Annotated in this window: 10 protein-coding genes and 4 pseudogenes; 11 read left to right on the top strand and 3 right to left on the bottom strand. The window is 57.0% G+C overall.

Going from position 1 to position 14,745, the window contains the following annotated elements:
- Nucleotides 1-597 (top strand): IS6 family transposase (locus IEI95_RS29135; protein ID WP_194417422.1); only part of this gene is annotated, 597 nt, incomplete at its 5' end.
- A 47-nt stretch (nt 598-644) separates the two neighbouring features.
- Here the strand turns inward: IEI95_RS29135 and IEI95_RS29130 are convergent.
- Together IEI95_RS29130 and IEI95_RS29125 are read right to left on the bottom strand one after the other, a co-directional pair.
- Nucleotides 645-1,682: a type IV secretory system conjugative DNA transfer family protein gene (locus IEI95_RS29130; protein WP_194417421.1), complete on the bottom strand. Its 1,038-nt coding sequence runs from the start codon at nt 1,680-1,682 to the stop codon at nt 645-647.
- Nucleotides 1,672-2,238, bottom strand: a pseudogene (locus tag IEI95_RS29125) (ATPase, T2SS/T4P/T4SS family); the annotation flags it as partial. The pseudogene IEI95_RS29125 and the gene IEI95_RS29130, both read right to left, overlap by 11 nt.
- A gap of 59 nt (nt 2,239-2,297) precedes the next feature.
- On the opposite strand from IEI95_RS29125, the pseudogene IEI95_RS29120 reads away from it, so the two are divergent.
- Nucleotides 2,298-3,014: pseudogene (locus tag IEI95_RS29120) on the top strand (IS6 family transposase).
- Between the two features lie 58 nt (nt 3,015-3,072).
- On the opposite strand, the pseudogene IEI95_RS29115 reads toward IEI95_RS29120, so the two are convergent.
- Nucleotides 3,073-3,326, bottom strand: a pseudogene (locus IEI95_RS29115) (IS3 family transposase); the annotation flags it as partial.
- 310 nt (nt 3,327-3,636) lie between these two features.
- On the opposite strand from IEI95_RS29115, the gene IEI95_RS29110 reads away from it, so the two are divergent.
- From IEI95_RS29110 to IEI95_RS29070, 9 genes and pseudogenes are all read left to right on the top strand, one after another.
- A complete protein-coding gene (locus IEI95_RS29110) occupies nt 3,637-4,923 on the top strand; it encodes an aspartate aminotransferase family protein (protein WP_156537549.1) in 1,287 nt (428 codons plus the stop codon).
- Nucleotides 4,914-7,892, top strand: coding sequence for an AMP-binding protein (locus IEI95_RS29105; protein ID WP_156537548.1), 2,979 nt, complete (start codon nt 4,914-4,916; stop codon nt 7,890-7,892). The genes IEI95_RS29110 and IEI95_RS29105 overlap by 10 nt, the downstream gene beginning before the upstream one ends.
- Nucleotides 7,889-8,833: a DMT family transporter gene (locus tag IEI95_RS29100; protein ID WP_156537547.1), complete on the top strand. Its 945-nt coding sequence runs from the start codon at nt 7,889-7,891 to the stop codon at nt 8,831-8,833. Before IEI95_RS29105 ends, IEI95_RS29100 begins: the two co-directional genes overlap by 4 nt.
- 11 nt (nt 8,834-8,844) lie before the next feature.
- Entirely contained in the window at nt 8,845-9,318 is a 474-nt protein-coding gene (locus IEI95_RS29095) for a GNAT family N-acetyltransferase (protein WP_194417419.1), read from the top strand.
- A gap of 62 nt (nt 9,319-9,380) precedes the next feature.
- Nucleotides 9,381-10,598 carry a Coenzyme F420 hydrogenase/dehydrogenase, beta subunit C-terminal domain gene (locus IEI95_RS29090; RefSeq protein WP_156537545.1) on the top strand — a complete coding sequence of 406 codons (1,218 nt, stop codon included), beginning with the start codon at nt 9,381-9,383 and terminating at the stop codon, nt 10,596-10,598.
- Nucleotides 10,599-10,602: 4 nt separating this feature from the next.
- Nucleotides 10,603-10,839, top strand: a pseudogene (locus tag IEI95_RS29860) (carboxyvinyltransferase); the annotation flags it as partial.
- Nucleotides 10,840-10,870: 31 nt separating this feature from the next.
- The gene (locus tag IEI95_RS29080; RefSeq protein ID WP_273545189.1) at nt 10,871-11,965 is read left to right on the top strand and encodes a carboxyvinyltransferase; all 1,095 of its coding nucleotides are present in this window, start codon (nt 10,871-10,873) and stop codon (nt 11,963-11,965) included.
- Entirely contained in the window at nt 11,965-13,005 is a 1,041-nt protein-coding gene (locus tag IEI95_RS29075) for an MDR/zinc-dependent alcohol dehydrogenase-like family protein (RefSeq protein WP_194417417.1), read from the top strand. Before IEI95_RS29080 ends, IEI95_RS29075 begins: the two co-directional genes overlap by 1 nt.
- Entirely contained in the window at nt 12,986-14,743 is a 1,758-nt protein-coding gene (locus tag IEI95_RS29070; protein WP_194417416.1) for a non-ribosomal peptide synthetase, read from the top strand. Before IEI95_RS29075 ends, IEI95_RS29070 begins: the two co-directional genes overlap by 20 nt.
- The last annotated feature ends 2 nt before the right edge of the window (nt 14,744-14,745 follow it).

The following is a 14,745-nucleotide window of genomic DNA, read 5'->3' as shown; positions in this document are numbered from 1 at the left end:
TGGCTGCCCGTGGCGTTCATCGTCTCTCACCAAACCGTGAGGCTCTGGGCGGAGAAGTTCGGCCGGCATTTCGCCAATGACATTCGGCGGCGCTCAGCCGGCAGGCTCGGTGACAAATGGCACTTCGACGAGGTTGTCATCACGATCGCCGGCAAGAAACATTGGCTCTGGCGCGCCGTCGATCAGGACGGGTTTGTTCTCGACGTGCTGGTGCAAAGCCGCCGCGATGCCAAGGCGGCAAAGCGTTTGATGCGAAAGCTTCTGAAAGGGCAATGCCGTGCGCCGCGTGTGATAATCACCGACAAGCTTCGATCCTACGGTGCGGCGAAGCGTGATATCATGCCCGGCATCGAACATCGCTCGCACAAGGGCCTGAACAATCGGGCCGAGAATTCTCATCAGCCTGTCCGACGGCGTGAAAGGATTATGAGGCGCTTCAAGTCAGCGAGGCATCGTCAACGGTTCGTTTCCATCCACGATCCGATTGCCAACCTCTTTCACATTCCCCGCCACGACATTCCATCCACCCATCATCGCGAATTGCGAAAAACAGCCATGCAAACATGGTACCAAATCGCTGGCATTCAAGCCGCCTAAAGCATAACCTCAACCCCAGATCATGACTGTGAAGCGCTAAGTTTACATTAGCCATAAATAGAGATCGGTTGCAAGTTCAATTTCAAGTCGATGTCAGTGAACTGAGTTGCAGCGACAATACGCTCATTTTTCCATGGTTTGAGTGCGTTCTGAAGGTCAGTCAGTGCAGATGCGGCCGTTTTCTCACTGAGCGCAATATAGAAGTTGAAACTCTCTGTCGTAAACCGACTGAGACCAGGCTCTTTTTCGATAATGAGCTTCATCAAAATTTGAAGATTCTCACCACAATTCAGAAGCGAATTGATCTCGCCCAGATGGCGACGGCCTGCATAGTGTTCGCTTTCCAAAACATAGCTGATAAGACCGGCTGCAACCTGTTGCGCCATTCCCTGCCAGACGGCGTTATCGCCACCTTTTTCAGGAATCAGGATGCTGGCCATGTTCTGGATATCGGTTGTCCGGTTGCCGATCTCCAGGCGAATGAAATCCAGCGGATTATAATGATGGGTGTCTTCCTGACCTGGCCCGAAGCGAAATACCTTATTCCCTGTTTTTTTCCGGTAGCCAGCGGTGGCTTCCCAGATTTCACCCTTCAGATCAAACACCAACATAGATCCGATATGGCATAGAGCGTTGGGAATAACGAAGCCTACACCTTTACCGGCCCCTGTTGGCCCGATGATGACGTAATGGCCGTCCCCATTGACCCGAAGCATTTTCTTTCCGAGGAGGCCGAAGACATGGCCCTTTTTTCCAAACCAACCGCCTTGCTGCAATTCCGCTCTGTTTTGGAACGCTGCATTGCCAAGTGGTTCTTTCTTTACCCGCAATACCTGAAAGAGCAGCGCGGCCGATCCGCACCCAGCAATCAAAAAAGAAGCGGCCGCAACCTTCTGCAGAACCTTACTGTCACCACCATATTGCCAAAGCTGGAGGGCAGGGGCGAGAGGATTGTCGCCTGTCGCAGATAATATCCGATAGTCCCCATAGACGACTCCCAGAATGACGCCATAGATCAATGACGCACCAATGAGAGTGCATATCAAGCCGGCAACACCGACGGAAACGATCACCTTAGTTGCCATTCTTCGCCCTCGCGTAGAAGATCTCAGAGACGCCACGCCGACCGTTCTCACGGCCGAGCTGAACGACAACAGGAATGATCGATTTGATGTAATCGATCAGTTCCGTTTTCGTGAGGGTAGGGGCCATCCCTGATTGCATCACCATAAGGGCCAGCCGTTCGTAAGCGGCGCTGGGCCGATCCGCATGAACGGTACACATCGATCCGGGGTGGCCGGTGTTAACTGCCTGGATGAACGAAAAGACTTCAGCTCCGCGGACTTCGCCAACGAACAGCCGATCAGGCCTCATACGCAATGACGCTTCCAAAAGATCCTGGATCGTGACATTTGAAGTACCCTGATTACCCTTGCTCGCCAGCAACGAAACGACGTTTTTATGAGGTGGACTAAGTTCAAGGGTGTCTTCCAGCGTCAGAATGCGCTCATGCTCCGGAACGCAATGCAGGCAGGCGTTCAGGAACGTCGTTTTACCTGTACTGGTCCCGCCACTAATTAAGATTGTCACTTGATTGACGATGGCCGTGCGCAGAAAGTTATAGAAATCATTCCGGCCAAGAAGCGCCGATGGCATCGTAACGTTAACCGGACATCGATCGAAATGTGGGATCTGGCTGCATGACCAGATTTACGCGTGATCCACTTTATCGTCGCCACCGATTTCCAGCCGATGTGATTGCCCATGCTTGTTTGGCTCTATTTCCGGTTTCCGCTTAGCCTGCGGATGGTCGAGGATCTGCTGGCAGCGCGTGGCGTCATCGTCTCTCATCAAACCGTGCGGCTCTGGGCTGAGAAATTCGGCAGACACTTTGCCAATGATATCCGCAAGCGATCTGCCGGCAGGCTCGGGGACAAATGGCATCTCGATGAGGTTGTCATCATCATCGGTGGAAGGAAACACTGGCTTTGGCGCGCCGTTGATCAGGATGGCTTTGTTCTCGACGTGCTGGTGCAAAACCGCCGCAATGCCAAGGCGGCAAAACGTTTGATGCGCAAGCTCCTGAAAGCCCAAGGCCGTGCGCCGCGTGTGATGATTAACGACAAACTACGATCCTATGGTGCAGCAAAGCGGGAGGTCATGCCCGGCATTGAGCATCGTTCTCACAAAGGATTGAACAATCGGGCAGAAAACTCGGCATCAGCCCGTCCGACGACGCGAGAAGATCATGAAGCGCTTCAAGTCAGCACGACATCTTCAGCGTTTCGTTTCCATCCATGACCCCATCGCCAACCTCTTTAACGTTCCGACACGATATCCCATCCGCCCACCATCGCGAACTGCGAACCGAAGCCATGCAAGCATGGCACCAAATCGCACGCCTTCACGCCGCATGAACTAATTCCTCATGCCCAGATGTTGCGTTCAAGGCGGTAAGTTTACAGTGCCTAGAAACGCCCTCATCGTCGACGAAATGCAGCGACCATGGGTGCGATAGTGCTCAACCGCGCCTCGTTCTGGGCCTGTGTAAACTTGGGGGCTCGGACCGCACAGCCAACAGGCAAGTCGAGGTGTTGTTCGTATTCGCGGTGCCAGCCTCTCAGGGCATTCTTGGTTGGGTAACCCAAATGACGAATGGTCGCCATGAGACGTTTGCCCAGCTTGATATAGAGTTCGACCGCTCGAATCCTGTCTTCGTATGAATACAGGAACTACCTCCTTGGTGGTCCAAGTTTTCCTCCGCATCCCCACCGGGTCAGTTCTCAGTGGAAATCAACAAGCAGAAGGATTGCGCCGGGAAATTTGGCGGAATCTGGCATCGCATTGTCTTCACGGATTTGTGAGGGAATTCCTTGATTGTAAACTAAAACTCTTCCATCTATAATTTTCATTATATTTTATTTGACGAAAACAATATTTTAGAAATTGCAAAAATAACACTACCTCGAAAAGTATATGTTATTTTTAGATTTGCGTTGATGTTTTGTTTCCATATATTTTTACTGGAGTAATCGCCAGATGCTGAATGTTTTGCTGGAAAATAATGTCGGGGCTTATCAGGAAGCTTTATCCATATCCGTATCGCGGCATCAAGGCGGTGCGCCTGCCATGGTTGGGGCGCTGGATTGTCATTTATACGATGACCGTGGTCGTTCATTTCTCGATATGACGGGCGGCAGTGGAGCGGTCAATCTGGGACATCAGCACCCCGAGATCGTTTCAGCGCTGACATTGCAGGCGGGAAAACTGATCCATACCGGCTGGAATATCGACAATCCTTTTCGGCATGAGATGATCGACCGGCTTGAGCATTTTCTGCCCTTTCCAGAAGCTTCGGTCATGGGCGCGGTCACAGGTGCTGAAGCGGTGGAAGTTGCCGTGAAAATTGCCCGCAAGAAGACCGGGCGGGAGCCTATACTCTATTTTGCAAACTCCTTTCACGGCAAGACGCAGGGTGCGCTCTCCGTGACATCCAATGGGAAGTTTCGGGATCTTTTGGCCATGGGGCTGAAGGATAATCCATGGTTTTCCCTAGCCGGACCGGGTGGAACGCCCGTGCTGGATAGCAAAGAGTGGGGGCTAGCTTTCCGGCAGTTTTTGCAGGACACCAAAGATCGACACCAGTTGCCGGCAGCGGCGATTATTGAGCCGATCCAGGCGGCGGAAGGTATTTTTGTCATAGCGCCATCCCTGCTGGCGGAAATGATTTCAGCCTGCGCCGAATTTGGCGTATTGAGTATTTTCGATGAGATTTACACCGGTCTTGGCCGCACGGGGACACCTTTCGTGGCCTCGCGGCAGGTTTGCCCCGACATGATCGTGCTTGGAAAATCTCTTGGCAATGGAGTGCCGGTTTCCGCCGTTGCCGGTCCGCCTAGCATCATCGATGTGCTGGGCTTCAGTCAGCATTCGTCCACCTTCACCTTCATGCCGCTGGCCTGCGCTGTGGCAAATGCGGTTCTGGAGGTGCAGAGACGGGACAATATTGCTGATCGGGCGGCGCAAAGCGGAGGCCGATTTACCGAACGGCTCCATGAGCTGGCAAATCGTGACGACCGTATCAGCGGTATTCGCGGCACTGGTCTTATGCTGGCATTCGATGTAGCGATCTCGGGTTCCGGGGCGCGGGTGCCGCTGGCCGCAGAGGTGGGGGCAGAACTGCTGAAGAATGGCGTTATTGTCAGAACCGGTGGTCTCGATGGCGCAACGGTGAAGCTTACGCCGCCGTTGACCTTCAGTGAGGCGCATATGGATGAATTCTTCGCCGCGCTGGATAAGACACTGGAGTCCTGCCGATGCCAGTGAAAGCCGAGATGGCAGATTATTGTCTGCTGCGTCGCAATCCGGCTGATCTAGCCGCGATTGATCTTGATGGTGCGTGGCGTTGGGGGGCGCTGGAGCGGCGGATCTGTTCCCTCTCCGGCAAGCTTGCCGCTGCCGGGGCGCAGGGAAAAACCGTTGCTCTGCGCGCCTCCCATGGCGCGGGGAGCTATGCGGCCCTGATTGCCGTGCTGGGGATGGCGCGGCGTGTGGTTTTCATCGATCCCGAAATGCAGATTGAGCCGTTAGAGCCGGTGATGACGGCGCTGAACATTGGCTGCGTGGTCAATCTCGGCGATGATGCGCCTCTCAATAGCGTGCGCGATTGGCTGCCGCAGGCGGGTTTCATCACGGTCGCTGAAGGCGCATACGAGCCGGATGATCCGCAATTCCTGGGCCATGGGGAGATGGTGGAGCATCCTCTCCTCTGTGATGACTATGTCATTCTGACCAGTGGCACCACAGGAGCGCCGAAGGCCATTGTGCAGACGATGGCGGCGCTGCGCCAGCATATCGCCAATTACGCAGGTTATGTGCAGATCAGGCCGGGGGAAAAGCTCTTGCAACTGGCCTCGACGGCCTGGGATGCCGGGTTGATGGATGTGTTCTCCGCCCTGTTTCATGGCGGGGTGCTGTGTACGATCAATCCCAGGGCCTCCTCCATGGAGACGGTGGCTGATTTTATCGCGCGGCACGAGATCGACGTGCTGCATATGACGGTACCCTATTTCCGACATTTCCACCGCGCTGGGCTTGGGACTTACCGTCAGCCGAAGCGGATCGTCATTGGTGGCGAGAAAATCTACGATAGCGATCTCGATCTGTTCAACGGCTGTTTTCCTGTGGGGTCCCGGCTGTTTAATGCCTATGGGCCGACCGAATGCACCACGGCGATGTATGCCGTGCATGACCATGGCGCGGAGCGGAAGGCTGGGCTATGGCCCCTGGCGCATCCGGTGACCGGCGTGATCACCGAACTGCGGGATGAAGACGGAAATCGCATATCCACGAGCGGCGTGGAGGGGGAGGTCACCTTGATCTCCGATCTCGTCGCGTCCTTGCTGGATTTGACGCATGGCGGTTTTGTGCCTCTGGGAGAGGGGCTGGCTGGCACGGCGCGTGCCTATGCCACGGGCGATCTTGCCCGCTATGACGATCAGATGCGGTTGGTCATCATTGGACGGAAGGATTCTGTCATCAAGGTCAACGGGCTGAAAGTGTCGCTGGCCGAGGTCGAGGCCGGGCTTCTCTCGCTCGATATGGTGGCGGATTGCTGTGTCTTCACCCTCGTTGGTGAGGATGGGGATGAGGTGGTTGCAGCCGTCGTTGCCAGTGGTGATGGTGTTACGGAAGCGAGGATACAGAAAGCGTTGGCGGACTGTCTGGACAGTCACAAACGGCCTCGCCTGATAGTGCTCATGGATAGGCTACCGCTGACCCGTAACAACAAGTTTGACCGCGAGAGGCTGGCGCAGCTGGCCCGCGCCAAGCAGCAGGTAGCGGAGACCGTCAGCCCGCAGCATGCGCCGATTCTGGCGGCGATAGCCAAGGCATTGAAGGGCGCCAGTCTCGATATCAATCACAGCTTCTTCGAAAACGGCGGTAACTCGCTGCTGGCGCTTTCCGTCGTGGCGGCCTTGAAACGGCAGGGAATCAAGCTGGCCCTCGAAAAAATTATCTCTGATGAGCCGATTTCCGGTCTTCTAAAGGCACAAGAGCAACAAGCCGATCCGGTGGCTCCCGTAATGCGCGTGGCTGCGACCGGGTTGGATGCAGCACTTCCCAACCGAAATTTTCTCGAAAGTCGCGGCATTCCTGATCTGGATGGTTGGTGCCAGACGTGTGTGATCGATTATTCGGGACCTGTCAGTGACGCAGACCGGATCGGTTCCCTTGTGAAGGCCTTGCTGGAACGGCATGTGCCGGATGCGAGCCTGATTGAGATTGATGCTCTCAAGTCAGGGGTGACGCTGTCGCAGGCCGTGGCGGAGTGTGAAAGCGCGATTTCGTTTCGCAACAACCGGGTTGTTGTCGTGGCCCTTGTGGCCGAAGGGGAGCAACTCAGCGTCGTCGTTAGCTGCCATCAGTTCCGGGTGGATCGGGTGTCGTGGATCATTCTGCTGTCGGAATTGTCGGAGGCCGATACGGCTGAGGTGGTCCAGGCTTGGCCAAAGCCGGATATGGACTATGCGGATTGGGTGAGGGCTTACGGGCAGTTTCTGTCGAGTGAACGAGCGCCCGAAGTCTGGGATCGGCTGCCATGGGGTGAGTGTCCGCAGCCGATTGCCTGGGATTTGGCCTTCCCGGCAAGGGATGCGTTCAAGATCCTGCATCTCGACATCGGATCACCCTCAAAGATGCTTGCCTGCGATCCCTTGATGGAGGTCGCCGACTGGGTATTGGCCGCAGTTTTACTGGCTTTCGATAAGGTCTTTCCCGCCGCTTGTCAGAAAATCGATGTTCTGGGGCATGGTCGGGGACTGACTGCCGGAGGCTTGTCGACCGATGGTATTTTCGGCTGGTTCACGGTCATCTGTCCGTTCCTCGTCAACGTGCGGGGATTGGATGTGGCAGCGGCGGCCAATGCTGTTCGAAACTATCGCCATGAGGTTGAAAAGATTGCTCATACCTTCGGCAATGAACATTATCGATCCGGCGAACGGAGCGGGGTCTCTGCGGAACGGCAGTGTTTTGCCAGCTTCAATTACCTTGGCGACATCGCGATCTCCTCGACGGACCGCTTCTCAGTCAACCCGCTTTCGCTCACTACACTGCATGGCCGGCCCAGCCACCATCTGGAAGTGACCGGCTACCAGCATGACGGGCGCCTGCTGCTCAAGCTGGATTACAATGCCACCGCGCTGGGTGATGCGCTTGTTTCTGATATCGGGCGGCATATCGCAACAGCACTGCGCGATTGCGGAGTGATCACGCTTGCAGGAGAGGCGGCATGAGGGAGCCGTCCGCAACAGACGCCAAGGGTATGGCCGCGAGCACTCTCCTGCTGTTTCTCGCCTGCGTGGCGATATGGTCCACCAATTGGATCGCAATCACCACACAGATCGTCGAGACACCTGCTGTGGTGTCGCTGTTCTGGCGGTTTCTTCTGGCCTTTGTCACACTGACCATCGTTGATATGGTCAAACGGCCCTCTGGCGAGCGGATGCCGGCGCCGTTCCTGCTCTGTGGTCTCGTCGGGACGGTCTATTATTTTGCCGGGATCGGGTTGACCTATCTCGCCACCCACTATCTGCCCAGTTCCTATGTGGCCTGTCTCAGCATATCGGTTATCTTCTTCGCGATGGCCTTGAAGCGGGTTTTCCAGGGTGCGCGCATTCGCGCCAGCAATCTCATCGGCGCCGTGGTGGCCTCGTTGGGTGTCGCCTTGTTTTTTCTAGGCGGCGAAGGCGGGGCCTCCAATGTCTGGCTGGGGTTGGGACTGGCGCTTTTGTCGTTCCTGGCCGTTGCAGCAGGCTCGGTCCTTTCTGAACATATTCAGAAAACCCATAAGCTGACCTCGGTGCGGATCAACCGGATCGCTATCGGCTTTGCCTGTGCGCTTTATCTTGCTGTCGCCCTTGCTCAAGGCACGTCACTGGCCGTGCCGCTCAGTCTGTCCTATCTGCTGCCTCTGGCATATCTCGGTATTGTCTGCTCCGCGCTGGTTTTTGTCATGTATATTGCGCTGGTTGGCAGGATAGGGGCTGAATATGCCGGTTATATCGGCTTCATCTATCCGTTGATTGCCACCTATATTTCCTTTGTGTTCGGTGAAACCGATATCAGTGCCGCGATGATTGGTGGCAGTCTTCTGGTCGTTGTCGGATGCGTCATCGGCCTCAGGTTCGAAACGCTGTTCAGACGCAAGACGGCGTCTGCACGGTCATCAGGGTGAGGGTTGGCGAGATGCAGCATTTCGAGATCCGTCCTGCCACCGCTGAAGACTGTCCGGACCTGTTCGATGTTCATCGCCAGTCGGTGCGAAGCCTTTGTAATGGACACTATACCAGTGAACAGATCGACATGTGGCTGGATGGGCGCCATCCCGGCATATATCTGCCCGCTATCGAGCGCAGGGAGCTTTGGGTTGCGGTGTCTTCCGGGGCTCTTCTGGGTCTGGTGGAAGTGCAGGGCAATGAGGTGACCAAGCTGTTCGTCAGCGGGGCAGCTGCCGGGGCTGGTGTGGGTAAAGCCCTGTTGGGTCAGGCAATCGCCCACATCAGGCAGGCTGGGGAAAGACGTATCTATCTGGAATCAACGCTCACTGGCCGGGATTTCTACCGGAAATTGGGTTTTGCCGAAATTGGAACCGGCACGTTCTCTCACGGGCCAGGTACGGTTTCTCTTGAAATCGTGCAAATGGAACTGCATGTCGATTGAGTAAATATTTGAATATTTAAAAATTATTTCAAAGTAATTCTTCTGATAAAAGGACTATATTGATGTCGATCAGAATTTTACAGGAAAATGTTCTTGATTCCAATTTATGCGCCGGTTGCGGGGCCTGCCAGTTGGTTTGTCCTGAGCAACTGATTGTCCTGCACCCGGACACTCTTCTGCCGGTGCTGGATTTCGACCCGGCCTCTTGTGGTGACTGCCACCTTTGCCATGATGTCTGTCCCGGTGCTGACCCCGCCACCGATGCGGCGGAGATGCAGCTTTTCGGCCGCGAGCGCCAATCCAGCGAACGGTGGCTGGGCATCCACATTGATCTCTTCGGCGCGCGCTCGACACGAGCGGATGTGTTCGAGGCTTCGGCCAGCGGCGGAACCGTCACCACCCTGCTGCTGGCCAGCCGCAGCACTGGTTTTGGTGTTGACCACGTTCTGACCATGGGCCGCAACCCTGATGCAGGCTGGCGCGCCAAGGGCGTGGTCTCCGGGGATGAGGAAACCATCATCGCCAATGCCCAATCCACCTACCAATTGGCGCCTTATCTGGCCGAATTGCGAGGCCTTTACGAACATTGTCGCAATGACAAGATCGCCGTCGTCGGCCTGGCCTGTCATATGCAGGCCATCCGCAAGCTTCAGCAATTGCAGGGCGATATTGCCGATTGGGCGCGGGAAAACATCATCCTCCTGATTGAAACGGCCTGCTCGTCCAGCACATTGCCCAAGGGAACGGCGGATATCGTTCAAGGCTGCCTGAACCTGCCGCTGGACGCCGTTAGTGACCTTCGTTACCGCAGCGGTCCCTATCCGGGAAAACTGACGGTTTCCACCAAGGATGGCGGCAGCCATGCTCTGGAATTCTGGCAGATCCTGAAAGAGCTAAAGGGCGGGAAAAACCACCGCTGCCTCTCCTGCGGCGACTGGATGAGCGGCCTTGCCGACATCAGCGTCTGTGACGGTGATCCCAATATTTTCGATGCCAGCATCAACGGCACGGCGTTCGGCAAACATGGCCGCGTCCTCGTCAGGACGCCAATCGGCCAGAAGCTTGCCGATTATTGCCGTGATGAAGGATTGCTGGAGCAATGGCCGATTGATCTGGAGGGGTTCAATCTCGGTTTGGAGCGCAAGCGCAACCGCCGCCGCTCCTATGAGGCCGGAGCTTTGCCGGTGCCTAAGGGGCCATCGGCACCTGACATATTCGATCCTGAACAGATCCTCAGCGACGAGGCACTGATCGATCCCAAGCGTTACAAACGGGGCTGAGAGCGTGCTGATTTATCCGGACCGTCATATTCCTTCCACCACCCCGCCGGATCGGCCGGATTGGGCCGCTGCCGCTGCCCATATTCCCTCCGACAAATCCATCTCGCATCGGGCATTGCTGTTTGCCGCCCTGTCCGACCGTCCGGTGACGATCAGCGGCATCAATCAGGGGGCTGCCATTACCCTGCTGATCGATGCCCTACAGCAATTGGGGGTGTTGATCGACTTCGACCGATACTCTGGCACGGTGGCGTTCCATAACTCCTTGTATCATGGCAAGCCAGGGCCTGCCCGAAACAAGGCAAGAGAGGGTGTACCTGGGGCCTTCCAGCGCGGCGGCCCGGCTGTTGATCGGGGTGCTGTGCGGACTTGGTGTCGGCTGCGTTGTCGATGGCGACGAGACATTACGCAACAGACCTTTCGACTGGATCGTCGAACCTCTGACGGAATTGGGTGGCCGGTTCGAATATCTCGAGCGACCGGGATGCCTACCGCTGCGGATTTTGCCCGCGCAGATCGGGCCGGGCCGGGTTCAGACCACCATCGGCAGTGCGCAATCGGTCTCGGCCATCCTGTTTGCCGCCATCGCCGCGCGGGTGCCGGTCGAGATCGCGTATCCGGTTGTGGCCAGGGATCACACCCAGTTGATGGCACGGGGCTTTGGCGATGCGGTCGAGGACCGGGATCATGTCGTCACCTACAGGCCAGGCCAGTTTCAAGTTCCAGACACCCTGACCATTCCGCTCGACCCCTCGGCGCTTGCCTATCCGGCTGCGCTCTTCTGGCTGATGAACAGGGATAGGCCGGAGGTGAGCCTGCGGTTTGAAGGGGTGTGCATCAATCCGACCCGGATCGGCTTTTTCCACTGGATGCAGTCCTGCGGGTTCGGCCTGGAGATATCCCCGGATGAGGGCGCACGCGGAGAGAAGGTGGGCGCGATTACCCTGAAAGGCGGCGGGACATTCAAGGCGCAGGGCATGCACGGCAAAGAAAGCCTGCATTCGATGATTGATGAAATTCCCCTGATGGTTGCCATCGCCGGTCTTTTGCCGGGCGAGGCGGTGTTCGAAGACCTTTTCGAGCTGACATTCAAGGAATCCGACCGGATCGCGGCGACCTGCCAGATGGTGCGCAGCCTCGGCATCGACACGGTCATCGATGGCTATGCGATCCGCACCACGGGCGGGCAAAGGCCGAGCGTGCAGGGTGATATCGCCGTTTTCAACGATCACCGGCTGTCGATGACGGCGCATGTGTTGATGCTGGCGCATGGGCTTGCGGGCCGTATTCCCGGCGGCGAGTGCTACAAGACCTCCTTTCCGCATTTTGACAAGTGCCTCCAGGCCGTGTTCGCGGGGCAGATATGATGCAGCAGGAAATACGGCAGCTGTTTGCGGTTCAAGGCGCGAAAGGTGTGCAGGTCCGGCGCGAAACTGTGCCGCCCTGCGATGACAACCATGTGGTCGTGGCAACGGAGTTCACCATGATCAGCCCTGGTACGGAAATGCATTATATTCGTCAGGCACGCGAAACGGGCGAAATGCTGGAACTCGGTTACTGCGCCGTCGGTACGGTGCTGCACAAGGGCGCGCATGTCGATCATGTCGAGGAGGAAGACAGGGTGATCGCCATGGGGTGGCGCGAAGCCATCCATTCGGATTACCTGGTCATGCCGCGTCGGCTGGTCTGCCGGATCATCGGGGATTTGCCGGGGGAACTCGCCATCATGGCCACACTCGCGGCCACGGTGATCCATGCCGGTGACAGAAGCCGGCTGACGAGCCGCGACCGGGTTCTGATCCTTGGTCTGGGCGGGCTTGGCATGCTTATGGCGCTTATGGCAACGGATGCTGGCGCGGAGGTTTGCATCTGCGATCTGCAAGCGGAGCGGATGCGCCAATGTGCCGCTTGGCCGGCTTTCGATCCGGGTCAGTTGCGGCCCGGCAGTGGCGGACGGTTTACCAGGATCTATTTCTGCGCCGATGGCGATGTCAGTGATCAGATCGGCGGTTTTCTCAACCTGCTGGACCCGGATGGCAATGGTCAGGATCGCTCCATGCTGGTCAATCTCGGCAGGCTGTCGGGCCGGATCGGATTTTCACCAGCCTCCGGCAATTTCGATCTCGTCAATGTCTCGCGTTGCGGTGCCGGATATCGTGATGACCGCTATCACGCTGGCCTTGCCGATGTGGTTCCCTTACCCGGCGAGGCGCGGGTGGATGACAATCTGGCAAGGGCGCTGGCGCTGATCGACCGGCAGCGACAACTTGCCGCCACACTGCCACGAACAGTTTTTTCGCCACGTCAGGCCTTGGCGCTCTATCGCGGTGAAGCGGCGTTTCCCGTGGGTTTCAGTCTCATACGCCATGGTGACAGAGGAGAGGGTGTTGGTCTCGACGGTCATTGATGCATTTGAAAAGGCCGTGGCAGCCAATCCACAGGGGTGTGCGGTGCGCTATCAGGACGCTACGCTGACCTATGCGCAACTGGATGCACGCTCCAGTCTGGCCGCCACGCGCCTGTTGCAGGCGGGTGCCCGGCCCGGCCACACGATCGGCATCCAGATGCCGCGCGGCATAGATCTGATCGTCATGCTGCTGGCGACCTTGAAGGCGCGCTGCGGCTTCTGTTTCATCAGTCCGAAGAATCCGCAGAGCTGGAACAATTCGGTGATTGAAAGAGCCAAGGTTCGGCTGTTCATTACCGATGGCCCGCTGTGCAACGTCACCTTTGCGGGACATCTCCAAGCCACGGACCTGCTGGCTCCCGGGCATGCGTCCTTGCCTCAAAGACCGGCAGCGGGGGATATCGTCTATGTCAATTTTTCGAGCGGCACAACCGGAGCGCCGAAAATCATTCCCTGCACCCATCTGGGGGTGATCGGCTTCTGTTATCAGCCGCCGCATTTTCCGGCGGGTCCTGAAACCGTGATGATCCATCACTCGGCGCTGACTTTTGACGCATCGCAGTTCGAGATCTGGACTGCGCTGTGCAATGGTGGCTGCCTCGTGCTGGCACCGGAGGAGCATCTGACCGGGGACACGTTGCGCCAGCTGATTGTCGAAAGCGGCGCCAATGCCCTTTGGCTGACGACCTCCTTGCTGAACATGCTGATGGATGCAGATCCCGAATGCCTGGGAGGGATTTCCAATATCATGGTGGGCGGCGAGGCGCTTTCTCCGTGTCATATCGACAGGCTGTACCGTCATAATCCGCGCATCACGGTCTATAACGGCTATGGCCCGACGGAAAATACCATGGGTACCTGCGTCTACCGTATCCCACGAAGCCATCATTTTTCTCGGGCCATCCCTATCGGATATCCGGTGCATGACAGCCGTCTTTATGTTGCCAACGAGGAAGGAAGGCCTTGCGCCTTTGGTGAGGAGGGAGAACTGGTGATTGCCGGAGACGGGCTATCGCCTGGCTATATCGGCGATGCGCTGCTGACCGCCAGTAAATTCCGCGCTTTCCCGCTATTGGGTGAGGAGAGGGCCTATGCCAGCGGTGATCTGGTGTCCCGCGATGAGGGGGGGCTTTTTCACTATGCCGGGCGCAAGGATGATCAGATCAAGATCAGGGGCAACAGGACATCCCTGAGTGACATTGCGCTTGCCTATGGGCGGCATCCCGGCGTCGCAAATTGTGTGGCTGCGGTGCAGGCCACGCCCACCGGCAAGAGGGTCATGCTCTACTACCTGGTGAAAAGCATGGCAACTTCGCCAGAAGAGGCGGAGTTAAGAGAGTTTGGCATCATCTCCCTGCCGGATTTCATGGTTCCCGACCGCTTCGTGCAGGTTGAGGTCTTGCCCGTCACGGCGCATGGCAAGATCGACATGGCCGCCTTGGAGGCAATGAACGAGGCCAAGGACCGCCCCGTCACCTCTCTTCATTGGTTGCTGGATGCCTGCGGGCTCTCGGATTGGCAACCGGATCAGGATTTCTTTCAGGCTGGCGGTCACTCGGTCCTGGCGGTCAAGCTGGTGAGCTTGCTCAACCGGCATCGGAAGGTGCCGCTTAGCCTGACGGAATTTTATCGGGACTGTTCCTGGCCGCGTATGGCGCATCTGCTGGACGAGGTGAGCGATGAGCTGTCCCATGATCCTGAGCCTGATATCTACGACTATCACATCATCCGGCTTTGAAG

The sequence above is a fragment of the Agrobacterium vitis genome (assembly GCF_014926405.1).
Lineage (GTDB): Bacteria > Pseudomonadota > Alphaproteobacteria > Rhizobiales > Rhizobiaceae > Allorhizobium > Allorhizobium vitis_H.
Note: the sequence above shows the minus strand (reverse complement) of the source record. Positions and strands in the feature narration are given on the sequence as shown.